29 protein-coding genes are annotated in these 24,998 nt (G+C 35.9%); 8 read left to right on the forward strand and 21 right to left on the reverse strand.

Translation table 11 applies throughout. The features are described from left to right. The first annotated feature begins 69 nt into the window (after positions 1 to 69). Positions 70 to 852, forward strand: coding sequence for a helix-turn-helix domain-containing protein (locus tag AC106K_RS06555; protein ID WP_482443912.1), 783 nt, complete (start codon positions 70 to 72; stop codon positions 850 to 852). Positions 853 to 882: 30 nt separating this feature from the next. Here the strand turns inward: AC106K_RS06555 and AC106K_RS06560 are convergent, their stop codons facing one another. From AC106K_RS06560 to AC106K_RS06580, 5 genes are all read right to left on the reverse strand, one after another. Then, positions 883 to 1,383: a CinA family protein gene (locus tag AC106K_RS06560; protein ID WP_482443913.1), complete on the reverse strand. Its 501-nt coding sequence runs from the start codon at positions 1,381 to 1,383 to the stop codon at positions 883 to 885. 101 nt (positions 1,384 to 1,484) lie between these two features. After that, positions 1,485 to 1,694 (reverse strand): DUF892 family protein, encoded by a 210-nt coding sequence (locus AC106K_RS06565; RefSeq protein ID WP_482443915.1) that lies wholly within the window; start codon positions 1,692 to 1,694, stop codon positions 1,485 to 1,487. A gap of 169 nt (positions 1,695 to 1,863) precedes the next feature. After that, a complete protein-coding gene (locus AC106K_RS06570; protein ID WP_482443917.1) occupies positions 1,864 to 1,965 on the reverse strand; it encodes a hypothetical protein in 102 nt (33 codons plus the stop codon). 9 nt (positions 1,966 to 1,974) lie between these two features. Next, positions 1,975 to 2,571 carry a Crp/Fnr family transcriptional regulator gene (locus AC106K_RS06575; RefSeq protein WP_482443918.1) on the reverse strand — a complete coding sequence of 199 codons (597 nt, stop codon included), beginning with the start codon at positions 2,569 to 2,571 and terminating at the stop codon, positions 1,975 to 1,977. Positions 2,572 to 2,924: 353 nt separating this feature from the next. Then, positions 2,925 to 3,809, reverse strand: coding sequence for a DMT family transporter (locus AC106K_RS06580; protein ID WP_482443920.1), 885 nt, complete (start codon positions 3,807 to 3,809; stop codon positions 2,925 to 2,927). 97 nt (positions 3,810 to 3,906) lie between these two features. On the opposite strand from AC106K_RS06580, the gene AC106K_RS06585 reads away from it, so the two are divergent. Then, positions 3,907 to 5,328, forward strand: coding sequence for an aminotransferase-like domain-containing protein (locus tag AC106K_RS06585; protein WP_482443921.1), 1,422 nt, complete (start codon positions 3,907 to 3,909; stop codon positions 5,326 to 5,328). Positions 5,329 to 5,464: 136 nt separating this feature from the next. Here AC106K_RS06585 and AC106K_RS06590 read toward each other — a convergent pair whose 3' ends face one another. The 5 genes from AC106K_RS06590 to AC106K_RS06610 all read right to left on the reverse strand — a co-directional run bounded on the left by AC106K_RS06590 (position 5,465) and on the right by AC106K_RS06610 (position 8,767). After that, positions 5,465 to 6,061, reverse strand: coding sequence for a Crp/Fnr family transcriptional regulator (locus AC106K_RS06590; protein ID WP_047099259.1), 597 nt, complete (start codon positions 6,059 to 6,061; stop codon positions 5,465 to 5,467). Beyond that, positions 6,058 to 6,438 (reverse strand): bacillithiol system redox-active protein YtxJ, encoded by a 381-nt coding sequence (ytxJ, locus tag AC106K_RS06595; RefSeq protein WP_047099258.1) that lies wholly within the window; start codon positions 6,436 to 6,438, stop codon positions 6,058 to 6,060. The genes AC106K_RS06590 and ytxJ overlap by 4 nt, the downstream gene beginning before the upstream one ends. Next, positions 6,435 to 6,896 carry a DUF1569 domain-containing protein gene (locus AC106K_RS06600; protein WP_482443923.1) on the reverse strand — a complete coding sequence of 154 codons (462 nt, stop codon included), beginning with the start codon at positions 6,894 to 6,896 and terminating at the stop codon, positions 6,435 to 6,437. The genes ytxJ and AC106K_RS06600 overlap by 4 nt, the downstream gene beginning before the upstream one ends. Continuing rightward, complete coding sequence (locus AC106K_RS06605) at positions 6,890 to 7,426, reverse strand: YfiT family bacillithiol transferase (protein ID WP_482443925.1); 537 nt, start codon at positions 7,424 to 7,426, stop codon at positions 6,890 to 6,892. The genes AC106K_RS06600 and AC106K_RS06605 overlap by 7 nt, the downstream gene beginning before the upstream one ends. Before the next feature lie 198 nt (positions 7,427 to 7,624). Then, positions 7,625 to 8,767: a DEAD/DEAH box helicase gene (locus AC106K_RS06610; protein ID WP_482443927.1), complete on the reverse strand. Its 1,143-nt coding sequence runs from the start codon at positions 8,765 to 8,767 to the stop codon at positions 7,625 to 7,627. Between the two features lie 240 nt (positions 8,768 to 9,007). On the opposite strand from AC106K_RS06610, the gene pncA reads away from it, so the two are divergent. Next, positions 9,008 to 9,613: a bifunctional nicotinamidase/pyrazinamidase gene (gene pncA / locus AC106K_RS06615; RefSeq protein ID WP_047099255.1), complete on the forward strand. Its 606-nt coding sequence runs from the start codon at positions 9,008 to 9,010 to the stop codon at positions 9,611 to 9,613. Positions 9,614 to 9,686: 73 nt separating this feature from the next. Here the strand turns inward: pncA and AC106K_RS06620 are convergent, their stop codons facing one another. The 3 genes from AC106K_RS06620 to AC106K_RS06630 form a co-directional block, all read right to left on the reverse strand. Then, entirely contained in the window at positions 9,687 to 10,535 is an 849-nt protein-coding gene (locus AC106K_RS06620; protein WP_482443929.1) for a sialate O-acetylesterase, read from the reverse strand. Beyond that, a complete protein-coding gene (locus tag AC106K_RS06625; protein WP_482443931.1) occupies positions 10,532 to 11,101 on the reverse strand; it encodes a TetR/AcrR family transcriptional regulator in 570 nt (189 codons plus the stop codon). Before AC106K_RS06625 ends, AC106K_RS06620 begins: the two co-directional genes overlap by 4 nt. A gap of 241 nt (positions 11,102 to 11,342) precedes the next feature. After that, positions 11,343 to 12,521 (reverse strand): pseudouridine synthase, encoded by a 1,179-nt coding sequence (locus AC106K_RS06630; protein WP_482443933.1) that lies wholly within the window; start codon positions 12,519 to 12,521, stop codon positions 11,343 to 11,345. Positions 12,522 to 12,623: 102 nt separating this feature from the next. Here AC106K_RS06630 and aroB point away from each other — a divergent pair, with 102 nt between their 5' ends. The 5 genes from aroB (at position 12,624) to AC106K_RS06655 (ending at position 18,036) form a co-directional block, all read left to right on the forward strand. After that, positions 12,624 to 13,670, forward strand: a complete 1,047-nt coding sequence (gene aroB / locus AC106K_RS06635) for a 3-dehydroquinate synthase (protein WP_482443935.1) — start codon at positions 12,624 to 12,626, stop codon at positions 13,668 to 13,670. Between the two features lie 278 nt (positions 13,671 to 13,948). Beyond that, the gene (locus AC106K_RS06640) at positions 13,949 to 14,578 is read left to right on the forward strand and encodes a porin family protein (RefSeq protein WP_047099253.1); all 630 of its coding nucleotides are present in this window, start codon (positions 13,949 to 13,951) and stop codon (positions 14,576 to 14,578) included. A gap of 389 nt (positions 14,579 to 14,967) precedes the next feature. Next, the gene (locus tag AC106K_RS06645) at positions 14,968 to 15,561 is read left to right on the forward strand and encodes a porin family protein (protein WP_482443937.1); all 594 of its coding nucleotides are present in this window, start codon (positions 14,968 to 14,970) and stop codon (positions 15,559 to 15,561) included. 663 nt (positions 15,562 to 16,224) lie between these two features. Continuing rightward, positions 16,225 to 16,926 carry a porin family protein gene (locus tag AC106K_RS06650; protein WP_482443939.1) on the forward strand — a complete coding sequence of 234 codons (702 nt, stop codon included), beginning with the start codon at positions 16,225 to 16,227 and terminating at the stop codon, positions 16,924 to 16,926. A 390-nt stretch (positions 16,927 to 17,316) separates the two neighbouring features. Continuing rightward, positions 17,317 to 18,036, forward strand: a complete 720-nt coding sequence (locus AC106K_RS06655; RefSeq protein WP_482443941.1) for a porin family protein — start codon at positions 17,317 to 17,319, stop codon at positions 18,034 to 18,036. A gap of 96 nt (positions 18,037 to 18,132) precedes the next feature. Here AC106K_RS06655 and AC106K_RS06660 read toward each other — a convergent pair whose 3' ends face one another. The 8 genes from AC106K_RS06660 to AC106K_RS06695 form a co-directional block, all read right to left on the reverse strand. Beyond that, complete coding sequence (locus AC106K_RS06660) at positions 18,133 to 19,080, reverse strand: glycerophosphodiester phosphodiesterase family protein (protein WP_482443943.1); 948 nt, start codon at positions 19,078 to 19,080, stop codon at positions 18,133 to 18,135. Positions 19,081 to 19,414: 334 nt separating this feature from the next. Next, on the reverse strand, positions 19,415 to 20,194 hold the full coding sequence (locus AC106K_RS06665) for a GLPGLI family protein (RefSeq protein ID WP_482443945.1): 780 nt from the start codon (positions 20,192 to 20,194) through the stop codon (positions 19,415 to 19,417). Positions 20,195 to 20,263: 69 nt separating this feature from the next. Beyond that, positions 20,264 to 20,473 (reverse strand): hypothetical protein, encoded by a 210-nt coding sequence (locus AC106K_RS06670; protein WP_482443947.1) that lies wholly within the window; start codon positions 20,471 to 20,473, stop codon positions 20,264 to 20,266. Between the two features lie 377 nt (positions 20,474 to 20,850). Continuing rightward, positions 20,851 to 22,350 (reverse strand): amidophosphoribosyltransferase, encoded by a 1,500-nt coding sequence (gene purF, locus AC106K_RS06675; protein WP_047099249.1) that lies wholly within the window; start codon positions 22,348 to 22,350, stop codon positions 20,851 to 20,853. Positions 22,351 to 22,416: 66 nt separating this feature from the next. After that, complete coding sequence (locus AC106K_RS06680; RefSeq protein ID WP_482443949.1) at positions 22,417 to 22,776, reverse strand: four helix bundle protein; 360 nt, start codon at positions 22,774 to 22,776, stop codon at positions 22,417 to 22,419. 36 nt (positions 22,777 to 22,812) lie between these two features. Next, positions 22,813 to 23,535, reverse strand: coding sequence for a phosphoribosylaminoimidazolesuccinocarboxamide synthase (purC, locus tag AC106K_RS06685; RefSeq protein ID WP_065397805.1), 723 nt, complete (start codon positions 23,533 to 23,535; stop codon positions 22,813 to 22,815). A gap of 36 nt (positions 23,536 to 23,571) precedes the next feature. Beyond that, positions 23,572 to 24,267, reverse strand: coding sequence for a DUF3307 domain-containing protein (locus AC106K_RS06690; RefSeq protein ID WP_482443951.1), 696 nt, complete (start codon positions 24,265 to 24,267; stop codon positions 23,572 to 23,574). 2 nt (positions 24,268 to 24,269) lie between these two features. Then, the gene (locus AC106K_RS06695; RefSeq protein WP_482443953.1) at positions 24,270 to 24,875 is read right to left on the reverse strand and encodes a SatD family protein; all 606 of its coding nucleotides are present in this window, start codon (positions 24,873 to 24,875) and stop codon (positions 24,270 to 24,272) included. Positions 24,876 to 24,998: the final 123 nt, after the last annotated feature.

Below are 24,998 nucleotides of genomic sequence, written 5' to 3' on the forward strand. Positions count from 1 at the left end.
TTTTAATAATACAAAATTAATATTGGCGTTTTTATTAAATTTGCCAAAATATACATATAAAACGACAGTATGAAATGTGGATTGATTGAAAAAACGGAAAGCCAGTTTGTAGACACCATAGAAAAAGAAGCCTATGTATGGTGTGAAAACAACTGGAAGCATGATGATTATGAACATATCCATCACCGGGCACAGCTTACTTATGTAGAAGAAGGATACCAGTATTTTCATATTGATCAGAAGATCTATATTGTCCCTCAGCATCACGTGATCTGGATACCGTCAGGAAAAGCCCACAAGATCACCTCAGAGGCTCAAACGGTCAATCTGATGGTATTCCTGTTTAAAACTGTCTTCGATGAGGAATTTTATCAGGATGTTCATGTATTTGCCGTTCCTCCCGTCCTTAAAGAAATGCTGCTATATGCTTCAAAATGGAATAAGTCTTTAGCCGAAGATGAAGAGCAGGATCTATTTTTCAAGGCGATTTTAAAAAGCCTTCCCAATTTATGTAAAGAGAGCAATAAACTGGAAATTCCTGTTCCGGCAGATGCGAGACTGATTCCTGTATGTAATGAGATCAATGCCAACTTTAAATATAATCTGGATATTGATTCTTTAGCTGATAAGGCTCAGATGTCAGTAAGAAGTCTCCAGAGAATTTTTAAAAATGAAACTGGTATTACTCTGCAGAAATACCTCCAGCTGACAAGAATTTTGAAAAGTATCGAACTGATCGACACTAAAAAATATACTTTAAGTGAAGTAGCTTATAAAGTAGGTTATCAAAGTCTTTCAGCCTTTACATCATCCTATTTTGCCGTAATGAAAACAAAACCGAAGACAAAATAAACTTTATAGCACTTCATTATTTAGTTGGATCTATTGTAATATTAAAAGCCTGTTGAGTTCACTTTTAAAACACCCCAAAATAAACTCCGTGTAATATAGCTGGGCATTCAGGGAATGAGTTTTGGGGTGCAGTTCCAGTTTTTTGGTAAGGATGATCTCACCTTTATAAGAGAATGAGAAATAAGCAAAAATCTTATATCCGGAATTCCGGATGGGTGTACAATAGCCTGCAGTTGAAATAGACCAGTCAGATTCAAAAAGTCTGGCCACATTTAAAGCCATTATTTCTGTGATATTTCCAGAGACACAGTCGCATTCTTCAGCTTTCATTCTGTTGATTTTCAGCAACTTGATTTTTTCCGGCAATGTATAGACTGTGAGCCCACCTTTATAAAACATAGAAGCATTAGGCATCTGTGAGAAAGCGAGTTGTAAGCATCCCGATGTAACACTTTCAGCAATTGAAATGGTTTCATCTATAGTCATCAGCGACTTGCTTATATATTCGAGAAGATTCTGTTGGAATTCCATATTATTATATTTTTCAAGTGATGTGAATTGGTATCATCAACCAGATATTTTTTTTAACAGAGTCTGTATTTTTATAGCCTGAGGAGATCATCTTCGGACGTTTATTTAAGATCTTCAGAACTAGCAGCATCCTGTTTTTTCTGCAGAACTTCCAGGGTGGCATTTTCAGCACAATAGACATCTTTAAGAGCATTTATAAAAAACTTATGAAAGGGTAAGTTTTTCGTTTCATTCTCTTTCACGGTAGTGTTTCTTACTGTTATTTTTTGAGCAGCAGAAGTCTTGTCTGTTTCTGTAATTTTATCGGGCATGATGTGAAGTGATGTTTTTGATAGGACGAAAAATCTTGAATTGCTTTTGGATTTCTTTACTAAAAGCTATATTCAAACTTATATATCAAATGTACGACTGAATAAGCTCATTTTTTATGATCTGAATCATGTTGATTCATATTAATATAAAATTTTTCGTCTCTTAAAGTTAAAGAGCCATCCTTTTCCCTCTTTTTAGAGTCCGGATCGCTGTTTCTACCCGTAATCCCATAAGATTGGCAATCTGTTGTCTGGTAAATTCTTTATGCAAAGTTGTTCTTTAATATAGAATTTTACGATTTTCAATTTTGAGAATTTTGTCTTTTTCCATATGCTTTATTGTTCTTATAGCAGTTTCTACGCAAAGACCTGTAAGGCTGGCCATCTGCTGTCTCGTTAAGGGAACCATGAAAGAATAAGGCGTTACATCATCCTGAAAACTTTTAAGATAATCCATAAGTCCTTTGAGTCTTATAGACGGATTCTGTGAAGAAATATTCAGCATCATAACGAATTTATAATAAAGACGTTGAGAAAGAAAATTATTGATTTCCATATACAGTTTTGGAAACTGATTGAGTAAACTTAAAAAACTGGATTTATGAAGCCGGAGAATGCTACATTCAGTAAGAGCTTCTGCATTCATAGGATAAGGTTTATCTATAAAAAGTATAGCCTCTCCACAGCTTTGTCCTTCTGATAGAATGTTTTGTATAAATTCTTTCCCCTCTTCATTATAATTATTGAGTTTCACTTCTCCTGTGACAATCTGATAATAATACTGTGGGGTTTCTCCTTCGCAAAAAATATTTTCTGCAGGCTTATAATTTCTTACTTCCGCTCCCGCTGAATGTAAAATATTTTCGTCAATAACCATAATAATTGTTTTGGGGGTTGTTTTCTTCTTCCTCTTCTTAGTCTTAGTAAAAATATCATTGGGAACTATCTAATATGAATGCAAAAATTGAACCTTAACGATTATCTTAATTGTTAAACAACGTTAAAAATATTAAAGAGTTTTAATTTATTTAAATTTATCATTTAATATTTATTATTAAAATTACTATAAAATTAAATTTAAAACAATAAAGCTCCGTTTTTTAGATGATAAAACCCCGTTCTACTCCTGCAGAACGGGGTTTTAAACTGATAACCGGGAAATTATTTTCTCTGAACAGCTCTTTTTTTATTGTATCCTAATTTTTTCCGGAAGAATTTCTGCCCTATTGGTTATTTCGCAAATTTCTTTGTTCCCGCTACACATAAGATAACCCCAACAGTCACCCCCAGCATTCCCATGCTTACCGGCTCATGTAAAAGATAAGCGGCCAGTGCCAATCCAAAAAATGGCTGTAAAAGCTGAAGCTGCCCTACCGTAGTAATCCCTCCTTGTGCCAAGCCTTTGTACCAGAATATAAAACCAATAAACATACTGAATAGAGAAATATATCCTAACCCGAACCATCCTTTAAAACTTACTGTTTCCAGATTGGAAGGGAAATAAATAAAGAGTAAAGGAAGCATAACAGGAAGAGAAATCACCAGTGCCCATGAAATGACCTGCCATCCGCCCAACGTCTTTGAAAGTTTTGCCCCTTCTGCATATCCCATTCCACACAGAATTACTGCCAGAAGCATCAGGATATCTCCAACAGGAGACGCTGAAATTCCCTGAGAAAAAGCATACCCAATGACCAATAAACTGCCGATCACCGAAAAGAACCAGAATATAGGATGCGGCCGCTCTCCTCCACGAAATACCCCAAAAATAGCTGTAGCCAAAGGCAGCATTCCCAAAAATACAATAGAATGAGCTGACGTCAGGTACTGCAGGGCAAGAGAAGACAATAACGGAAATCCTATCACACAGCCTATTGACACCAATACCAGGGAAAATAACTGGTTTTTGGCAGGACGTTTCTCTTTATATAGGAGAAGTACAGAAAGAGCAAGTATTCCCGCAATCACTGCGCGGGCAATCGTTACAAATATAGGATCCATCTCCATCACAGCCAGTTTGGTTGCGGGCATTGAACCGCTAAAAAGCAATACTCCTATGAATCCGTTGATCCAGCCGCTTACAGCCTGGTCTTTTGAAATTGTATCTGTCATCATTTTTTTTAAGCTTTAATTGAACGATTCAAAATTAGAAAGGAAAAATAAATAAACACAGTATCAGTTTTGTATATTTGCATGAGCACAGTTCAATATTATGAGTAAAGAATTTTTGTATACTGAAATTTCAGACGGTATTGCCAATCAGATCAGAAACGGAGTTTTAAAGGCTGGAGATAAGCTCCCGTCAGTAAGAATGCTTTGCCAGGAACATCAGGTAAGCATGAATACCGCCAAGCGTGTTTTTCTGGAACTGGAATCTCAGTCTTTGGTTGAATCTAAACCTCAGTCCGGTTATTTTGTTAGCCAGCTGCTGTCCGTAAAGCTTCCGCTCCCTGAAGTAAGCCGCCCATCACTGATCGCCAATAATGACGAACCTGACGAACTGATCAGTAAAATATACGAAAATATGGGTAAGAAAGGCCTTACCTTCTTCTCAATAGGAATTCCATCCGGAGATCTTCTTCCTCAGGCTAAGCTGAAAAAAGAGATTGTAAATGCTACCCGGGAACTGAAAGACGGCGGAACAGAATATGAAGAACTTCAGGGAAATCTTAAATTAAGAAGGATGATCGCTGTACGTTCTCTTCAATGGGGCGGTAATCTTAAAGAACAGGACCTGGTAACCACCAATGGAGGAATGAATGCTCTATCCTTTTGTCTTATGGCATTAGGAAAACCGGGCGATACCATAGCAATAGAAAGCCCTTGTTATCCCGGAATTCTACAGCTGGCCAACGGTTTGGGCTTAAAAGTACTGGAACTTCCCACCCATCCTACTACAGGAATAGAAATTGAAGCCTTAAAAAAGCTGATCCCTAACATTGATCTATGTCTTTTAATTCCCAATTTCAACTCTCCTCTCGGTAGTTGTATGCCGGATGAAAACAAAAAAGAGATCGTGAATATATTATCGGAAAACAATATTCCGCTGATTGAGGATGACGTCTATGGAGATCTTTATTTTGGCTCTTCCCGTCCGAAATGCTGTAAATCTTTTGATAAAGATGGTAATGTACTGTATTGCAGCTCCATTTCCAAAACACTGGCTCCGGGGTATCGTGTAGGCTGGATTGCTCCGGGAAAATATAAAGATAAGATCATGAAGCTGAAACTTCTTCATTCTACCTCTTCCATTTCGATCGTGAATGAGGCCGTGGCGAATTTTCTGAAATCAGGAAAGTATGAAAAACACCTTCAGCAGCTTCGCAAAACACTTCAGAGCAACTACCAGAACTATGTACAGACCATTGCAGAGTCTTTTCCACCGGGGACAAAGACCAGTCGCCCACAAGGAGGACTTTCTATATGGATAGAATTTGATAAAAAGATCCGTACCACCGAACTTTATGACCTGGCCATTAAGCAGAATATAAGTATCGCTCCCGGAAGAATGTTTACCTTTCAGAACCAGTTTGAAAACTGTATGCGCCTTTGCATAGGACTTCCATGGTCAGAAGAAACGCAGGAAAAACTCAGACAGGTTGGGCAGCTGGCCAAAAAGATTTATCTGAAGTAAGGAAGATGGAGGCTGGAAGACGGAAGTTATAGCAGTCCTGAATATTTTAAGCCGGTATCTATTAATTGTTTAATAAATACTTACCAAAGCTATTTATATTCAATAGAACTTTCGGCTTCCCTCTTCCAGCCTTTTTTTATTTATTATCCGGCACGAAATTTTTTCTTGCCAGTTCTTTTCTTACGCGGCTTAAACTCTCAGGAGTAATCCCCAGATAAGAAGCAATCATCCATTGTGGAACTCTCAGCAATAAATCCGGATACATTTTGATAAACTTCATGTACCTTTCCTCTGCTGTTTCTCCCAACAAAGAATTGATCCTGTTCTGAAGACTTCTGATATGTTTCTGAAGAAGAAAATCACTTCTTTCAATACTGTTTGGAAACTGTTCTACCAGTTTATTGAAAAAATCAGGGTGCAAAAACAACACTTCCGAATCTTCCACCGCTTCTATATAGTAGATTGATTTTTCATTAAAATAAAGACTGCTTCGGTCAGAAATAAGCCAGCTTTCCGGAGCAAACTGTATGATATGCTCTTTCCCGTTCTTATCGATCGAATACATTTTCAAAAGTCCTTTTTCTACAAAGAATATATGTCTGCATATTTCCCCATACTGCAGAAGAAACTGATTTTTCGGAATCTTTTTCACTTCGTAATGCAGGCTGCAGGTATTCACGTTCTGCAGTGGAACATTCAAAACTTTGGCTAAATAATTATTGATGTTCTTCATGATACGATCTGGCTTAAAGAAATATCCTGGTGTGAAGCGTTATTTACAGGCTTTCCGTTTTCTATAACGATCAGCTGTGGACTTTCATGTCTGATCCCGAAGTCTTCAGCGATTTTATTCGAAATAGGTCTGTAGGCCAAAAGGTCTAAGTAATACAATGCTGGCGGCTGATCCGAATTTTCAACTTCTTTTTCAAAATTCTTCAATACCGTTCTGCTGATAAAGCAACTTGTAGAGTGCTTAAATACAGCAATTTTATGGTGGTGAGACTGCTCAATGGCTTTCGCCAGATCTTCTTCGGATTCTATCTTTTTCCAGAAAGATTTTTGCTCAGGGGATTCACTCTGTCCACCGAATATTTTATCAAAAAAACTCATACACTAAACTGTTTTAAATGATGATCAAGATGCTTATATTCTAAAAATTCCCAGTCTTTTTCAGTCATGTTCCCGAATAATCTGTGGCGGTCCGGAAGTCTGTGGCGATCACAAGCTTCCCGAAACTCCTCCAGCGTTTTCAGTAGATTGGTTTTTGATTCATCGAAATCACACTCAAAATTAACGATTAGTTTTTGAAAAGTAGGCATGTTTCTGGGAATTCCGTTATTGAAAACATACATTTCTAGTTTTGTAACGATTCCTATTGTCTCAAAAAAGATGTTGATCTTAGGGAGTTCAATTTTTTTTAGGGCAACCTGAAGAACCAGATCACAATGGGTAAGCATCTGACATACATTCATCTTCCCCCATTTTCCGGGAGAATTTTGAGTCAGTCTGGAAATCCTTTCTATGATTTCCTTATAGTATATTGGATGATTAAGGCTTTTCTTTACCAACCTTTTTCTTTCTTCAGATTTTCAATATGAGCAAAATGATGATTGCAGTGCCAGGCGTATAATGCAAGACTTTCTCTAAGCGTATAGCTCCTGTTATGCTCGGGATGGCGGAATGTTCTTTCAAACTGTTTATTTGTAAGGCTTTTAAGAAGAGTTACCCATCTTTGGTGAGTTCCTTTCAGCATCCTCATAGCAGGTTTTACAGGCATATGAAAGCTGTCCTGAAGCTCTGCCCATTTTGCTTCATCATAAGGTTTAATGGTAGGATTATCTTCTGTAAGTGCCAGTTTAAAACGGATAAGACTGTTGATGTGGCTGTCTGAGAGATGATTGACAAGCTGTCTTACCGTCCACCCACCTTCTCTGTAAGGAGTATCCAGCTGATCATCCGTAAAATGTTCAATGAGATTTTTCAGTCTTCCGGGAAAATCTTTGATCACTTTGATGTATACATCCAATGTGGTGTCACAAATATTCTCCGGAGCTTCAAACGGTCCTATAGGAAACTTTTTTTTCTCTAAATCGCTCATTGGTCAGGTTTTTAATTTTTTCAATATTGCCGATTTGTCCGGCTCCTCATTTTCGGATACCGTTTTTCAAATGACAGATTCTGTAAATTTATCAAAAATTCGAGAATCTAAAATGAAGAAACTATTAATTGTGCCTATATAAAATAACAAAGGCTCCAATTCTATGAAAATGAAGCCTTTATTTTTTTACTTTATCTGTTAATACCCATGCAGATCAATATCTTCTGTTCTCTGCAACGTCACTTTTCTACCCATTTTCTTTTGAATGACTCTGAAATGCTGCAGTTCATCATCCGTCAGAATTGTAATAGCCGTTCCTTTTTCATTGGCACGCCCTGTTCGCCCGATCCTGTGGATATAATCCAATGGAGAACGTGGCAATTCGTAATTGATTACATAAGGTAAAGACTCAATATGAATCCCACGGCCAATCAGGTCTGTTGCGACCAGAATCTGGGCTCCTTTTCCTTTAAATTCTTCCAGATTATTTCTGCGGGCCCCTTGCGACTTCTGACTGTGTATCGCTACCGCTTTTATTTTATTCTTTTTAAGCTTTTCTACAAGATTATCTGCAGATCTTGTAGAGGAAACGAAAATCAAAGCTTTTTCTATGTTCTTTTCTTTGATCAGGTATCGTAAAAAAGGACCTTTCTTCTCCGGAGAAACATGATAGGCCAGTTGCTCAATATTATCAATTTCAACTTCTTCTTTTTTGATCTCAACAATGACAGGATCAATGGACAAACGTTCTTTCATCTCAGAAACCTTATCATTTAAAGTCGCTGAAAACAAAGTGGTTTGCTTTACGACAGGCATCATCGCAAAAAGCTTATTCATCTCTTCACCAAAACCTAGCTGGAACATTTTATCCGCTTCATCAATCACCAGATGCTGAATTCCTGAAATACTCAGAGCATTATGATCAATCAGGTCTAATAAACGTCCAGGAGTGGCAATAAGAACTTCCACTCCAAACATGCCTTTCATCTGAGGATTGATAGAAACACCACCATAAACGGCCATTGTACGGATTTCACGCTTCAGATTGTCTGTAAAAGCTCTGCAAACCTCATCAATCTGAATCGCCAGTTCACGGGTAGGAACCAATATTAAAACCTGGACATTTCTGCCTTTTTTAACTTCAGAATTTTGTAATTTTTCTAAGATCGGCATCACAAAACAGGCCGTTTTTCCGGAACCTGTCTGCGCAATTCCCATCAGATCTTTCCCTTGTAAAATGACAGGAACCGCTTGCTCCTGAATGGGAAAAGGTTTTAAATATCCCAATTTCTTAACAGAACGAATAATATTGGGGGATAATCCTAAAGACTCAAATGACATAAAAACTATTTATTTGCTGCAAAGATACGTTAAAAGGCTGGAAGCTTGGTGATGGAAGAATGAAGTAATGATGCTCCTTTTAAAAGAGACAGTACGTCATTGTATCACTAAAAGGGACTTCCAACTTCTTTTTTAGCTTTATGCTTTTAATTTTTTTGCCGATTTGTCCGATAATTTGGGTTTGGACAAATTTTTGTGGGTTAGTTTTGTAAATTTATCAAAAATTCGAGAAATCAAAATATGAAAAAAGCGTTAATAGTAGTCGATGTACAGAATGATTTTTGTGAAGGCGGAGCACTTGCAGTACCTGGAGCTAATGAAATTATTCCCTACATCAACGTTCTGATGGAGGAAAATGCATACGATCAGGTAGTTCTTACACAGGACTGGCACCCTGCCGGACACAAAAGTTTCGCAAGCAATAATGGAAGAAATGTAGGGGAAAGTATTATTCTGAACGGTGTTCCACAGTTTATGTGGCCAGATCACTGTATTCAGGGAACTTTTGGGGCAGAATTCCACAAAGACCTGAATCAGGAGAAAGTAACTCATATCATCCAAAAAGGGAAAAATGTTGAAATTGACAGCTACAGCGGTTTCCAGGATAACAACCACTTTATGAAAACCGGATTGGACGATTTCTTAAAATACCATGATATTCAGCTGGTAGAGATTGTAGGACTTGCTATGGATTATTGCGTGAAGTTCACCGCTCTGGACGCTGTTGCCAATGGCTATGTTACCTGCCTGCATTTTAACGGAACCCGTGCCGTGAATGTGAAGCCTGACAATGGCAGAGATGCGATCTATGAAATGATAGAAAAAGGAGTAACAGTACTTGGATAAAACAGCATACAATAAAGATATACCCAAAAATAAACAGCATTAGTAATGCTGTTTATTTTTTTGATATAATAGCTTACTCCTGGCTCAGTATCGCTAATTCTGACAGAAAATCTTCAGGTTCAATATTTGCCATTGCAAATTCATGTTCCAACAGTTTTATTTTTTCTGTTCTGGAGTAAGGCCTATCATAGATTGTCGCCAGAATGCTTTCTTCATCATGACGAGGGACAAGAAGATGTTTTGCCTCCCGGAAAGCACTATAATACCTGATTCCCAATATCCTTTGTGACAGCGCATTGAAATGAATACGGTCAGCATTGGCTGTAAGCCCTTTTGCAGTAACAAAATAACAGTTTGCATGGACTTTTGCAAATTCTTCAAGTGCCTCATTAACCAGAGGGTATGAAGTAAAATATTTCCCGAAGATTCCACTGAGTAGAAAGTCTCCTAAGCCACCTATTAGAAGAGGAACTTCCGGAATATTCAGCTCCTGGCGTAAGGTTTCCGTTATGACAGAAAATTTTTCGCCATATCTCTCGGCCTTTTCCGGAGAACAGTCATTTTCCCCCTGATGCCAGAGAATACCTGCAATCCGGCTTGTTCGTTGTGCCAATTTTGCCTGTGATATAGCATTTTCAAATAAAGCACCTCCTACCGCCCAATCATCAAGGCTGGTTCCTCCGTCTGCACAGGGAATCAATCCTATCTCCTCCTGTTGATGGTCTAGTCTCCAGGATGCAGCAAATGAAGCGGCAAGTCCCACACCGGCATTAGAACGGTCAAAATTAATAGGCTCAGACATGATCTGCCAGAATCCGTTTCTTTGCATTTTAATATGCTCATCATAGATAGGCGGAACTTCTTTAGCATAGCCCCTACCAGCCATATTAGACTGACCTATCATTAAAAAGGAATGTATCATTTTTTATTCTCTTGTATACCAATACTTCTGCTGAATGAATACCAGGCCAGTTTCTTCACTTCATTCTGAGCAATATCTCCGGATCTGAACGCCGTAATCGTTGCAGTGATCACACTTGTGAAAAGAATCCTTATCCAGGCTATCGGTAGCTGATTATTAATCACTTGCTGTTTTTGTAATTCCTGAATGGCATCAAATAATTGATTTCTTCTTTTTAAATAGGCCTCACTTTGACTGTTTTCGTCAATTGTTGAAGAAAATTTAACATGATCATTCAGTTTAATGAGAAAAGCATACTTTGTTCCACTGTCAATTCCTGCATATAATAAATGTTCAAGCTGTATTAAAGGATCTTCTGAGCTGTCACAAACTTTAAGAGTGGCAGATTCCCATGCCTCCATCATATTCCTGTTGCATGCTTCCAGCAGTTCATTCCGGCTTTTAAAATATCGGTGAATCGTTCTTCTGTTAATGCCGCAGCTTATCGCAATATCCTCAAATGTTGCTGAAAAATTCTCGTTCAAAACGGATATTGCCGCATCAATAATTTTCTGCTGGGTATTCATATCTTTTTTATTGACTCAAATTTACGACAAATGTCTCAATAATGAGACATTTAATTTTTAAATAATAAATAGAAGAGGTCACTTTAGGTAAAACGAAACCGGGTTTTCATCCTATTAATAATACAAAAAAGCGCAGAAACTAGTTTCTGCGCTTTTTTATTCTTTTACCTTTAAAATTATTACCTGGTAATAATGATTTTAATCAAAAGCCTGAATCTAAAATTCAAAGCTTATCATTAGTCTAAAGCATTTTAAGGTTGTTTACTTCCAGTTCTGTAAGGATTCTCCAGTGTCCTCTTTTGATGTTTTTCTTCGTCAATCCGGCAAACATTACTCTATCTAAAGATTCTACTTCATATCCTAGTCTTTGGAAAATTCTTCTGATCACACGGTTCCATCCGATGTGGATTTCAATTCCGATCTCATTTTTAGGCTTACCTTCAATGTACGAAATCTGATCTACCACTGCTACTCCTTCGTCAAGACGAATTCCTTCTGCAATAAGACGTAGATCTTCACCCGTAAGTTTCTTATCCAATGTTACATGATAAATTTTCTTGGCATCAAAAGATGGATGCGTTAGTTTTTTAGTCATGTGCCCGTCATTGGTAAGCAAAATAACTCCTGTTGTAGAACGGTCTAATCTTCCTACAGGGAAAAGTCTGTAAGGAGAAGCATTCGCTACAAGATCCATTACTGTTTTTCTTGCTTTATCGTCTTTTGTAGTAGAAATATACCCTTTTGGCTTATTCAAAAGTACGTAAACAGGTTTTTCCGGCGTGATATTTTGTCCGTCAAATACTACTCTGTCGGTTTTCTGTACCTGGTAACCCATTTCTGTAACTACCTTTCCGTTTACTTCTACAAGTCCCTGCGTGATCAGCTCATCAGCCTCTCTTCTGCTGCAGATTCCTGAATTGGCAATATACTTATTAAGACGGATGCTGTCTTTATGAACGTCTTTTTCAATTTTGTTCAGTCTTCTTTTCTGTACAAAAGATTTTGCTCTGTCGTCTCTTTCTTCACCGTTAGAAGGTCTTCTTCCGTATTTCAGGCTGCCTCTTTCGTACTTATCTCTAGTATCGAAATTTCTTCCACCTCTTTTAGGTTTTCCGAAAGATTTTTTCTCATAGCTCTCACTTTTGTTCGTAATGTAAGCTCTACTTTCAGATTTTGATTCAGAATCATCACCAGCGTTATTAAAACTTCCGGTATTTTTCTTGAACGGTTTCTTTTCAAATCTTGAGTTGGATCCTGAATGTTCGGGACCTTTTCTTGCTCCGTCTTTAGAGAAAGGCTTTTTAAAAGGTTTTGATCCTGAAGAATTTCCAGATCTGGAAGCACGAGAATCATCAGAACTTTTCTTGGTTGAAAATCTTGGTCTCTTTGGTCTGTCTGAATTATTATTATCTCTGCTCATTCTAAAAATTTCTGCAAAGATAGTAATTTAGTTACGAGTTAAAAATTAAGAATCATAACTTTGCAATATAGTTTACTTTTTTAACCTTACATATAATTGAAGATGATAACAATATTAAACGATAATTTCTCGCAATTGAACGAGTTCCTTCATGAAAAAACTTTCAGTAAAATTTTTATTTTGGTGGATGAAAATACTCATGAATACTGTCTTCCTGTTCTTTTGGGAAATATGGAGACGGATCTGGGGTTTGAAATTCTGGAGATTGAGGCCGGTGAAGAAATGAAAAATATCCAGACAGCGAATCAGCTTTGGGAAATTCTTACCGAGATGCAGGCAGACAGAAAAGCGTTGGTCATCAATCTTGGTGGCGGTGTGATTACAGATATGGGTGGTTTTGTCGCTTCTACTTATAAAAGAGGAATACAGTTCATCAATATCCCTACTACCCTTTTATCGATGTGTGATGCTTCCATAGGAGGAAAAACAGGGATTGACCTGATGCATTATAAAAATATGGTGGGAACTTTCGCCTTTCCTGAGCAGATCTTTATTTATCCGAAATTTTTAGAAACTTTACCTTTTAAAGAACTGAGAAGCGGATTCGCTGAAATGCTGAAACATGGATTAATTGCTGATAATAAACATTGGGACCAGCTGATCCAGATCCGTAAACTGGAAGTAGAAACGGTGATCCCGCATATCCAGACCTCGATGAATATCAAACAGGATGTGGTAGAAAAAGACTTCCATGAAAGCAATATCAGAAAAACCCTGAATTTCGGGCATACAATCGGTCATGCTGTTGAAAGCTTATGTTTGCAACAAGGAAATCCTATCCTTCATGGAGAAGCGGTGGCTATGGGAATGATTGCCGAAGCTCACCTGGCTTATCTTGAAAACCTTATTTCTGAGGAAGATGCAAAGATCATTATAGAAAATATCCAGAGATACTACCCTTACCTTGACATCAGCGACTTTAAAGATGAAGATATTTCTGCATTATTGCTGAATGATAAAAAGAATATTGATAGTAAAATCAATTTTTCTCTGCTTTCCGGGATTGGATCATGTACTTATGATCATCAGTGCAGCCAGAAAAACATCCTTGAAGCCATCCATTTTTACAGAAAATTGAATGACGCTTAATGTAATTTCTGTGATGTTTTTTATTTTTCAAACCGATTTTTAACAAAATTGTCAATTTAGATCATTTCTAAACAAATGTTTAATTAAATTTTTAATAAACTAAAAATCAATGATATAAATTAAAAACCACTTGCCTATCAAGTGGTTTTTTTGTTGATTTTACTCCTGAAAAATATTTTTGGCAAGCAATTTGAAAGATACTCTGCGTTCAACTGAAAACGTTGACAAGTAGTAAAATTTAAAATTAAGAAAGAGTAAAAAATTAAAAATTTAAAGTTATGAAAAAGTTAATTTTAGGATTAGCAGTAACTGCAGGAACATTAGCGTTCGCACAACAAACGCCTTCTTCTAATCCGGTAACATTTGGGGTAAAAGGAGGAATGAACGTATCTTCACTTTCAAAAACTGAAGGTTTAGATGACCAAAAATCTAAAATAGGGTTCAACGCAGGTGTATTTGCCAACATCCCGGTAGCATCTTCATTCAGCATCCAGCCGGAGGTAATATACACTCAGTATGGTGAGAAGTCTGATTATAGATTTGGTAACACAAAATTTTCAAACTCAACTAAACTAGACTATATTGCAGTACCGGTAATGTTCCAGTATAATGCACTTCCTAACCTTTATTTAGAAGCAGGACCTGAATTCGGTTTCATGGTAAGCGCTAAAAACAAAGTTAAAAACGAATCTAACGGAGATTCTTCTACTACTGATAACTACAAAGATAGATTGAATACATTCAACTTTGGTATCGGTATTGGTGCAGGATATTATTTCACACCTAACTTAGGACTTACTGCAAGATATGTTGCTGGTTTAACGGATATTGCTAAAGACAGACCTAGTGGATCTGACGCTATAAGAAACAACGTATTCCAGGTAGGATTAGCTTATAAATTCAAATAAGCAGTCAACATTCACTAACAAATTTTTATATTCAATAGAAAGATCAGGTTAATTTTTTAGCTTGGTCTTTTTTATGGCCTGTTACATATTAAGTTTTTAGTATTACCTGTTAAAAATTCTCAAAACGGGGCAGCCCTATTTATTTGACCGCTGATGCTTTAAAAAATATCTTCCAAGGATTAAAAATTATAATTTCTGTTAAAAAAACACAACGTTTCAAAATTAAAACATTTTCAAAAATACAATTATTTCCATTCAACAAACCATGTAACATACTGATTTAAAAACAGTTTAAAATCATCTTGCTTTAAAATTATTTTTTTGGCACGCCATTTGATTATAAACAAAATGTTAAATAAAACTTAAAATAACTATTAAATAGAATATCTATGAAAAAGATTCTTTTTGGCCTTGCTCTTGTAGCGGGTACATTCACTTTCGCTCAGAAGACTTCATCAAAGACTGCAGCTTCTTCTCCTGTTAGATTTGGTTTAAAAGCTGGCCTTAACGTTTCAAGTATTTCTGACAGTGATTTCAATTCTAAAGCAGGATTCTACGGAGGTGTATTTGCCAACATTCCTGTAGCTCAGGATTTCTCTTTCCAACCGGAGGTTTTATATAGTGGAATGGGTGCAAAACTTAAAGCAAATAGCGATACAAAAATAAATTTAGATTATATTTCAGTACCATTAATGCTTCAGTATAATGCTTTACCTAATTTATACCTTGAAGCAGGACCTCAATTCAGCTTTTTGGTTAATTCAAGACTAAAGTATAAATCAAATTCAGTAGATGGAAAAGATTTCTTTAAAGGATTTGATTTTGGTTTAGGAATTGGTGCCGGATATTACTTCACCAACAATATTGGAGTTACAGCAAGATATGTTGCAGGTTTAACGGATGTTGTAAAAGACAGACCTGACCTTTCTACTGACAAATCTAAAAACGGAGCATTCCAGGTAGGATTGGCTTATAAATTCTAAGCGTAAGACTTAGCTTAATAAAAAACTTATTACCGGATTATTTATTTAATCCGGTTTTTTTATAGTCAGATATTATATCTTTTTAAATTTCAGGAGCTAACAGATTAAGATAAGGAAGTTTATGAAAAAACAATAGAATTTTCTTATCAATAATTTTATTTTTGGCAAGGAATTTGCCTTTTGTCTAACAATTGTACCTATTCCAAAATGTTTCCAACTTACAGATTCTGTTTTTTATGAAAGATATGCTGATCCGGCTAACAGGATTACTATATCAATGCAGGGCTATTTGATAAGAACTGTACTCAGAGAATAGATACAAAACACGGAGAAATTCTCCTGTAAACATGTAAAATACATTTTGATTTCAATAGAAAAAGTCAGGTTTATTCATTTAGGCCTGACTTTTTCGCATTTATACTTCAATTTCATACATCTGGTATTCTTGTTTTTATGGAGCGTCATAAAAGTTGTGGGCGATGTAATATTATTCCTTTATGTTTATAAAATTTAGAATAATTGTTTTACTAGCTTTTGCGCTTGATCCATTTTTACACTGATCACCTGTCAGCTGCGGAATCCTTTTCATGACTTTTGTCAGGTTTTATCTTTGTGGTAGAAGTTTTGCTGCTTCTATTGCAATTAAATTTAAAACTTTTAATCATGAAGAAATTCTTTTTAGGAATGGCAGTTGCTGCAGGTTGCCTTTTGGTCAATGCTCAGGAAAAAACGAAATCGCCCTCTCCTTCTCCTATCAGTTTCGGAGTTAAAGCAGGATTCAATGCGTCTACTCTTACCAGATCAGATGGTTATGACTATGATAATAACGACAAAATGAAGGCTGGTTTTAATGCCGGCGTATTTGTTAATATACCGGTAGCCAGCAAATTCAGCGTTCAGCCGGAGCTTATTTTTAATCAGCTGGGTTCCAGAACGGAATATAATTACAGAATGAGTAGTGGGAATTATACAATGCGTCAGAATTATGATTATACCACGACTCTGAATTATCTTGCACTTCCTGTGATGGTTCAGTATAACATTCTCCCACAGCTTTATGTAGAGGCAGGTCCTGAATTCGGATTTTTATTAGGCGGAAGATCAAAAGGAGATCTTACGACGATAGAAACAACAGGAAATTCAGCATCTATCAGCCGTACTGAAAAATATTCCGGAAAAATCGCAATGGATCTTTTCCATAAATTCAACGTTGGAATCGGGGTTGGAGCAGGATATTATTTTACTCCAAAATTCGGCGTAACGGCAAGATTTACGGCAGGACTTACGGATATTTATAAATACAACAATGATGATAAGGTTAGAAATAATGCTTTTCAGGTGGGTGTAGCTTATAAATTCAAATAAGATATTTATTATTTTCAGTTTGGTACCGGACATTGTCATGTCCGGTATTTTTTATTTCAAATACATCTGAATCTGCCAACATTTTATTTTGCATAAAAAAGTTTAATCCCGAACTTTTATTTCGTTTAAAATTTTATTTTTTAAAATTAAGGGTATTTAAATTATAAACAAAAATGCTTTTTTAGTTTTAAAATGTTTACAAAAAAACGAACTGAATGGTATGTTTTTTTATAAAAAAGGGATAAAAGCCTAAAAGAAAACCATTATAAAAACCCTTGTAAAAGCCCTTCAAATAAGACTTTTTCAACTTTGGCAAGCAATTTGCAAAATAATTCAAGTCTGATTGAGAAATCATCCAGTACGCAAATAGTAAAATTAAAAAATAAAATTATGAAGAAGTTATTTTTAGGATTAGCATTCACTGCTGGTACGTTAGCATTCGCACAGGAGGCACAAGAAACTAAACCAGTAAAAACAGTTAATGAATCAGCTCTTAAAAACAATGTTCAACCGGTTAGATTCGGGATCAAGGCAGGAGGAAACTCAGCTTATTTCAGCGAGCAGAAATTTGGAATGAACACCCAAAAACTTGGTTTCCATGCAGGAGCATTCGTTAATATTCCGATCTCTAAACAATTCAGTTTTCAACCGGAAGTATTGTACAACCAAATGGGAGCAAGAGATGTAGCTTATTCTACTGAAGTTACTTCAGGAGCAACTACTGTAAAAACGAAAGGAGAAAGCAAAGTAACGATGAACTATATTTCAGTTCCTTTAATGCTTCAGATGAGACCTACGGATAAATTCTATGTTGAAGCAGGTCCTGAATTCAGCTACTTTATCAATGGGAAAACGAACAGTGAAGCTACAGTATCTACCACTACAGGAGGTGTTACTACCACTACATCGCAATCTCACAAGAATGATATAGATAAGGATAGTATCAACAAATTCAATTTTGGTTTAGGCCTTGGTCTTGGATATGATGTTACCAATAATATCGGAATCAGTGCAAGATACACCAACAGCTTGACGAAGATCGACAAGAGCAGACCTGCTGCTGAAAACAACAACAGAGTTTTCCAACTAGGTGTCAACTACAAGTTCTAATTAAAAAAGAAACCAATTTTTTAACCACAAGTGCAGATTTCTGCATGATACAAAATAGCCTGAGGAATTTCTTCAGGCTATTTTTATATTTAAAATTTACTCAAAAATCCGGGGATCGTCGCTGATCACTCCATCAATTCCCATTTCTTTCAGTTCCTGCAGCCTTTCTTTGGTATTTACAGTCCATGGGATCACTTTCATCCCTAATTTGTGGCATTCCTGTACCAATTGCGGAGTAACCAATGTATGATTGGGGCTGTATATGTTAGGAGTAAAGCTTAAAAACTTCATGTCGCCTGCTACTCCATTCAGATGATCCGGGTACATTTTGAATTTCTCCAGTGGAATATTTTTAAAGTAAGCCTGTTGCTGGGCCAGTTTTTTATCATCTACCTTTTCTACCAGTAAAGCGGTCATTATTTTAGGATATTCTTTATGAATAATTTCCAGTGTTCTGGGATCAAAAGACTGAATAATTACTCTGTCCTGAATCTTTTTTTCAATAATGATCTTCATCATCAGATCTACAAACTCCTTTGGTTCCGGATGAAATATATTGTCAGAGAAGGGACGGGTTTTCGTTTCTATATTATAAAAAGGTAAAGGTCTATTCAGTTCACGGGCATAGCTTTCAGATGCATCGATAACGTCTGAGAAAAGGGGTTTCTGAGCCTTCATTTTCTTCTGATCAGGATATCCTTCCAGCTTCTTTAAACCTACGTCAAATGTCTTAATCTTTGCGTAAGGCATTTCATAAATTTTGTAATAAAACCCGGAATCCTTCGGAATATAAGTACCATCGGGCTTAGTGATCAATTCCGGGGAAAGAAAGGCATCATGGGAAAGAATTACCTTTTTATCTTTTGTAATGGCCAGATCCATCTCCAGGGTTGTGACATTCATTTTCAAAGCATTCTTCATTGCCGGAATTGTATTCTCAGGATATAGCGATTTCCCACCCCGATGCGCCTGCTTATCAAAAGACTGCGCAGTATAAAGTTGGGCAAATGCCAGAAACAAACCGGTAAAAAGCACATTTTTCATTCTTCAGATTTTAATCCTATAAAATTAAATTTTGCATATATACTGTATACTACAGGAATATTAAGCTTTTGCTACATTTCATTGGGTTTTGAGGTTCCTCTATGACCAGTAAAACAAAAAGCTAAAAAATCTGCAAGCACCTATTATTAAAGGTTTTTTCGATAAAAAACATATTTTCTATAAATGAAACGGAATTCCCACTAGGTAAAAAGCTTAAATTTAAAAGCCCTCAACAGCCATATCCGGCATATAACAAGGCACAAATCCTGATTGATTAGAGACAAAAGACTGATTGACTTTATTAAGGATACAAAAGAATATAACCATGAAGACCCTAATAAAAACTTAATTCGATAGGATTATATTTTTTTATAGCATCTTCCGCATTTTTTCTTATATATTCACGATCCTCTATATTTTCTATATATTGTTCATTCAACCTTAATTTTCCGGCCAGTCTATTTTTAAAAATTTCGACTACCTTCTCTTTTGTTAAATATTTTACGTTAATTGCAATATTTGCGGATTTACAAGTATATTTTCTTTTTCTAAAACTATATAATGTGTAATGATAATCGTCTTTAGTATCATATACTTCAGTAATTAGACCGGGTAAGCGGTTAAATTTATATGGACCAAATTGAAAAGGAATGTCCACTGTAAACCATGCTACCCAAGTTCTACCATATTTTGCTGTTTCTGCTTTTTGGCATTTATATCCAGCTACAGTTTTAAATTCATTTTTTATTTTCCAATTTATATTATTGGGCTCTTCATATCCAAAATAACTATAATTAATTTCATCAGTAACATACAATTTCGCAGATGTAGTTCCAACATAACCGCGGAAATCGGTGTTGTATTTCATTGCTTCTTCAATTGTATTTAGTTTTTTTTCAACTAAGAGAGAATCAGAAATATATCTATGTAAATCTTTAAAAAAAGAAGAGTTTTCATTAATTAGAAGGGCAAAAGTAGTTTCTTTTTTATAATTGCTATCCGTTGAAAGTTTGTAATTTAACTTATAATCAGCTTCATAAAAAACATTAAATTTTTTTTGAGAAAAAATGGAAATAATAAATAGTAAGTGGAATAATAATATGATCTTTTTCATTATAATATTCTTATTTAAAATAAAAGACCGCCACGTTTTATGGCAGTCTTACATTAAATTAATAGTTTTTTAATGATAGTAAATATGTATAGCTACTGGACCTGAACCAGGACAAGCTGAACTATTAACATCGCCAAGATAATCCGCTAACTGATCTAATGACATATTATTGGCTATTGTTTGACTAACTTGTAAGACTCTTCCACAAGAGGTTCTAAAAGGAAATGCACTAAGTATACCAGCAATGAATAAAGCGCTTAATAATAATGTTTTTTTCATAAGTGTTTTTGTTTAATATTTAATAATTATTTTAAAATTTTACTTCAAAAATATTAAAATAAATCAACTGTCAAAGGAATTATTTTTTTATGTTAAATTACTACTCATCAAATACTTACAAGCCAATAATAAAGTTTATAATTTTATTACGAAAATTCGTAAGGCTATTAAAAATAGTTTCTTTTTTAATGGATTTTAAATAAAAAAAATCTTAAATAGACGCCTTTATAATATTTGTAAGAGCCCTCTTTTTTGGGTATTTGGTTTTAAAATTCTGTACTTTTGGTTTTTGCGATCACTCTTTGTTCCTTGGAATGACTTCATACAAAAAGAGCCAGACATTGACTGACTGGCTCTCTATTATAGTGTAAGAAATATTAATTGAATAATTCTATTTCCTCTCCTTTTCCTACCGGATATTCTTCTGTAAAGCATCCGAAGCAGTGGTTGGAAGATCCTAAAATTTCTTTCAGGTTGTCTATGCTCAAAAACTCTAAGGAATCTACTCCCAGATAGTTTTTAAGTTCTTCTGTAGACATATTCGCTGAGATCAGATCATCTTTTGAAGGAGTATCGATTCCCAGATAACAAGGGGCAATAATTGGCGGAGAAACACTTCTGAAGTGAATTTCTTTTACTCCTGCATCTTTCAAGATCTTAACCAATCTCTTGGATGTTGTTCCACGAACGATAGAGTCATCAATAATAACCACTTTCTTATCCTTCATTTCAGAGATAATCGGGTTCAGCTTAAGGTTCACTACCCTTTCTCTCATTTCCTGAGTCGGAACGATAAAACTTCTTCCAATATATCTGTTTTTGATCAAAACAGGGCGGAAAGGTATTCCTGAAGCTTTTGAGAAACCAATCGCTGCCGGAACTCCGGAATCCGGAACTCCAATAACAAGATCAGCATCTATAGGAGCCTGTTCCCAGATTTTCTCACCAGATTTCTCTCTGATCTCATAGACATTGATATTTTCTAAAGTAGAGTCAGGTCTTGCAAAATAAATATATTCAAAAGAACATATTCTCTGCTTCCCTTTCGCTTCATCCATCATATAAGAATGAAGTTTTCCAGGCTCATTTTCATTAGTATAAATGATCTCTCCCGGCAAAATATCACGTACATACTGAGCGCCTACAGCATCTAGTGCCACAGATTCTGAAGCTACCACATAAGAATTCTCATTAATGGCTCCCAGAACCAATGGACGGATTCCATTGAAATCTCTGAATGCAAAGAATTTATTTCGTGTCATTCCTACTACGGAATAAGCGCCTTCAATTTTCTCCATTGTCGCTTTAATAGCTCCACGAAGACCAAGGTCCAGGTTTTTCTGAATAAGTCTCAGGATCACCTCAGAATCGGAAGTCGCTCTGAAAACTACACCTTCAGCTTCCAGTTCAGCTTTTAATTCTTTCGCATTGGTAAGATTACCATTGTGTGCTATAGAAAGTATAATCTGATCATATTCGTTTTTCGCGAAAAATGGCTGGAAATTATATTTCTTTTTGTCTCCTGCAGTGGTATAACGGGTATGTCCAATTGCAGAATTTCCCATAAAAGTTTCAGGTTCCTGAATGTCTTTATAAACGTCTAAAACCAATCCTTCATCTTTCATGTTGGTGATCTTTCCATCTTTTAAAACGGAAATACCACAAGCTTCCTGGCCTCTATGCTGTAAAGCAAAAAGCCCGAACTGTGAAAGAGAGAATGTATCCAGATCATTATCCGAATACAATCCGAAGATTCCACATTCTTCGTTAGGAGCATCCAATCTTTCCTCTTCCTGAGTTCTGAAAAGATTCCTTCCGTAAACCTGGTTTTCAAACTGTTTTAAATATTCACTTTTATGAATGTCTAAACTTTTCATTTCTATTTTTTCTAATGATTAGAAGTTAGATATTAGATGTTAGAAATTAGTCTAAGTTAACTTCAATTATAATTTTAAACTTGCTTTTAATGAATAAATCATTTTTTGAATTTCAGCTAAAAGTTCTTTTAAGGGAATAATTTTTATTTCAGAAATAAAATCTAAATCAATCAACAACTGAAGCTGAGTTTGTAATTCATAAGTAGAACCAAACGCAATTCCAAGAAATTGATAAAATTCATTTTTATTATTTCTTCCAGCTCCCTCTGCAATATTAGATGGTATTGAAACTGCACATCTTCTGATCTGAGATTGTAGTCCGAATTTTTCCTCCACAGGCAATTCAGCAGAAATCAGATAAATTTCTTTCACTAAAGCCATTGATTTTTTCCAGACTTTCAAATCTTCTATCCGGTGCGATTTCATACTAATTTCTAATATCTAACTTCTAAATATCTAAAATTATTTTGCAAGTAAGTTTTTCAATCGGTTGTAGATTTCCACATACGCCTCAGTTACTTCTCCCAAATCTCTTCTGAATCTGTCTTTGTCCAGTTTCTTCATGGTGTCTTTATCCCAAAGTCTGCAGGTATCAGGAGAAATTTCGTCAGCTAAGATGATTTCACCGTCAGAAGTTTTACCTAATTCGATTTTGAAGTCTACCAGGATGATATTGATCTTGTCAAACAGGTCGATAAGGATCTCGTTAATATCTGAAGTAAGTTCATACATTTCGTCAAGCTCTTCATAAGTGGCAGCCCCTAAGAAAACAGCGTGGTGATCGTTAATAAGCGGATCTCCCAATTCGTCTTTCTTATAGCAGATGTCGAAGATCGTTACCGGAGATTTGATTCCTTCTTCCACTCCTAATCTTTGTGCCATACTTCCTGCAGAATAGTTTCTTACCACCATTTCCAAAGGAATGATTGATACTTTTCTTACCAATTGCTCTCTTTCGTCCAATTGTTTGATGAAATGAGTTTTGATCCCTTTTTCATTTAAATATTCAAAAATAAGAGTAGTGATCGCATTGTTCATTTCCCCTTTCAGATCTACCTGACCTTTCTTTTGAGCGTTAAATGCTGTAGCATCGTCTTTGAAACGTACTACTACTTCATCAGGATTATCGGTTGCAAATACCTGTTTTGCTTTCCCCTCGTACAACATTTCTTTCTTTTGACTCATAATTTTACTTTCTAAATTGTAGTTAGATTTATTGATTTATTTTATTATTATACCTGTTAAGACAGCCAGTCCAAAACTCAGCAGTGTACCAATCAATACATATTCTGTAAGTTTTCTCTGTTTTGCCTGTGCAAGATCACTGAATCTGAAAACAGATTTGGCAGCGACCATGAAACCTACGCCTTCCCAGTGATTCACCATGATAAAGGTAAAAACCAGCAGACGTTCTAAAATTCCGATATATTTTCCGGCACTTGATAAAGATTCGGTTTGAATCGTGTTGGGACCATCCGGAGCAGGTGTCCAGGATGATAAAAGGAGTCTGATGAAAATAGAGGCTGGCGTCGTCAGAAACAAAGCTGCCATGAGTATTTTCAAAAATTCCTGATTTTGCAAAAAGCTGAAATCAAATTCACCGAAATAAAAAGACACTCCTGCAATCACTAAAACATGCAGCAGCTGATCGATGAAAAACCATCTTTTCTTTGTCTTTACATTTTGGAAACTCAGCTTTGCAGCATCAATGATGTAATGGGTGATTCCCACCAAAACAGCAACCCACCAAAGCTGTAAATTCCAAATAAAAATTAAGCTTAAAACGGTGTGAATCAGAATGTGAAAGTATAAATATTTACTTTTCAGTTTATAGTTCTCCTTATCAGCAACCCATGAATTTGGCTGAAGTATAAAATCTCCGAGTAGATGTGCCAATATGAGTTTGATAAAGATCATGCCTATAGTTCTGAGATTTTCTTTCTGAAATACTGGTTGGTTTCCACGATGAGCTCATAGTTGGCTCGCTTCAGTCTCTGGCTGATAGAAGACTGTGAAATAGCAAATCTTTTGGCAAGATCTTCCTGGGTTATATCCTCGTTCATGATCATTTCATGAATGATTTCTGCAGTAGCCATCGTCCAGTTATCAAAGTCCTTGGAAGACCATTTCAACAGGATATTGAGATCTCTGTCTACCGCATCACTGGATGTTTTGATGGCAACAGTATGTCCGTCGCTTTTCAGATCATTCAGTAATCTACCGGAATTTACGTAAGCAGTCCCATTAGATTCGGTGATCTTTTCAGAAGAAAAACTCTCTTCACCTATGCCTATGGCCATTCTTACATCCAGGTTTTCCTGACTTTTAATAAGAGATTTTATGGCTAGAAAATGCCAGAAAACAGAGTCAATACTACATTTGAACTGGAACTCGTCTCCCCTGTAGATCTCCCATGTGTAAGGAGCGCTCCCCCAGGTTTCGAGAAGATTTTTAAGTCTGGTAATCCAAACTTCTGTGTCCGCATGCTGTGAATTTATAATATCACCGGTAATGACCGCTATCATACTGCAAATATAAGCATAATTACTTATAAATAAAAAATATAAGCAGAAACACTTATAGATATTGATTATTAGTGAATCTGCTTATATCGATGATGTAGTAAACATAAGGTTTTTAAGGCCTTA

Source organism: Chryseobacterium sp. FR048 (assembly GCF_056844665.1).

Excerpts from the sequence above, each read along its gene's own strand:
- AC106K_RS06555 (WP_482443912.1), top strand. The coding sequence starts at position 70 with ATGAAATGTGGATTGATTGAAAAAACGGAAAGCCAGTTTGTAGACACC.
- AC106K_RS06560 (WP_482443913.1), bottom strand. The coding sequence starts at position 1,383 with ATGGAATTCCAACAGAATCTTCTCGAATATATAAGCAAGTCGCTGATG.
- AC106K_RS06565 (WP_482443915.1), bottom strand. The coding sequence starts at position 1,694 with ATGCCCGATAAAATTACAGAAACAGACAAGACTTCTGCTGCTCAAAAA.
- AC106K_RS06575 (WP_482443918.1), bottom strand. The coding sequence starts at position 2,571 with ATGGTTATTGACGAAAATATTTTACATTCAGCGGGAGCGGAAGTAAGA.
- AC106K_RS06580 (WP_482443920.1), bottom strand. The coding sequence starts at position 3,809 with ATGATGACAGATACAATTTCAAAAGACCAGGCTGTAAGCGGCTGGATC.
- AC106K_RS06585 (WP_482443921.1), top strand. The coding sequence starts at position 3,907 with ATGAGTAAAGAATTTTTGTATACTGAAATTTCAGACGGTATTGCCAAT.
- AC106K_RS06590 (WP_047099259.1), bottom strand. The coding sequence starts at position 6,061 with ATGAAGAACATCAATAATTATTTAGCCAAAGTTTTGAATGTTCCACTG.
- ytxJ (WP_047099258.1), bottom strand. The coding sequence starts at position 6,438 with ATGAGTTTTTTTGATAAAATATTCGGTGGACAGAGTGAATCCCCTGAG.
- AC106K_RS06605 (WP_482443925.1), bottom strand. The coding sequence starts at position 7,426 with ATGAGCGATTTAGAGAAAAAAAAGTTTCCTATAGGACCGTTTGAAGCT.
- AC106K_RS06610 (WP_482443927.1), bottom strand. The coding sequence starts at position 8,767 with ATGTCATTTGAGTCTTTAGGATTATCCCCCAATATTATTCGTTCTGTT.
- pncA (WP_047099255.1), top strand. The coding sequence starts at position 9,008 with ATGAAAAAAGCGTTAATAGTAGTCGATGTACAGAATGATTTTTGTGAA.
- AC106K_RS06620 (WP_482443929.1), bottom strand. The coding sequence starts at position 10,535 with ATGATACATTCCTTTTTAATGATAGGTCAGTCTAATATGGCTGGTAGG.
- AC106K_RS06625 (WP_482443931.1), bottom strand. The coding sequence starts at position 11,101 with ATGAATACCCAGCAGAAAATTATTGATGCGGCAATATCCGTTTTGAAC.
- AC106K_RS06630 (WP_482443933.1), bottom strand. The coding sequence starts at position 12,521 with ATGAGCAGAGATAATAATAATTCAGACAGACCAAAGAGACCAAGATTT.
- aroB (WP_482443935.1), top strand. The coding sequence starts at position 12,624 with ATGATAACAATATTAAACGATAATTTCTCGCAATTGAACGAGTTCCTT.
- AC106K_RS06640 (WP_047099253.1), top strand. The coding sequence starts at position 13,949 with ATGAAAAAGTTAATTTTAGGATTAGCAGTAACTGCAGGAACATTAGCG.
- AC106K_RS06645 (WP_482443937.1), top strand. The coding sequence starts at position 14,968 with ATGAAAAAGATTCTTTTTGGCCTTGCTCTTGTAGCGGGTACATTCACT.
- AC106K_RS06650 (WP_482443939.1), top strand. The coding sequence starts at position 16,225 with ATGAAGAAATTCTTTTTAGGAATGGCAGTTGCTGCAGGTTGCCTTTTG.
- AC106K_RS06655 (WP_482443941.1), top strand. The coding sequence starts at position 17,317 with ATGAAGAAGTTATTTTTAGGATTAGCATTCACTGCTGGTACGTTAGCA.
- AC106K_RS06660 (WP_482443943.1), bottom strand. The coding sequence starts at position 19,080 with ATGAAAAATGTGCTTTTTACCGGTTTGTTTCTGGCATTTGCCCAACTT.
- AC106K_RS06665 (WP_482443945.1), bottom strand. The coding sequence starts at position 20,194 with ATGAAAAAGATCATATTATTATTCCACTTACTATTTATTATTTCCATT.
- AC106K_RS06670 (WP_482443947.1), bottom strand. The coding sequence starts at position 20,473 with ATGAAAAAAACATTATTATTAAGCGCTTTATTCATTGCTGGTATACTT.
- purF (WP_047099249.1), bottom strand. The coding sequence starts at position 22,350 with ATGAAAAGTTTAGACATTCATAAAAGTGAATATTTAAAACAGTTTGAA.
- AC106K_RS06680 (WP_482443949.1), bottom strand. The coding sequence starts at position 22,776 with ATGAAATCGCACCGGATAGAAGATTTGAAAGTCTGGAAAAAATCAATG.
- purC (WP_065397805.1), bottom strand. The coding sequence starts at position 23,535 with ATGAGTCAAAAGAAAGAAATGTTGTACGAGGGGAAAGCAAAACAGGTA.
- AC106K_RS06690 (WP_482443951.1), bottom strand. The coding sequence starts at position 24,267 with ATGATCTTTATCAAACTCATATTGGCACATCTACTCGGAGATTTTATA.
- AC106K_RS06695 (WP_482443953.1), bottom strand. The coding sequence starts at position 24,875 with ATGATAGCGGTCATTACCGGTGATATTATAAATTCACAGCATGCGGAC.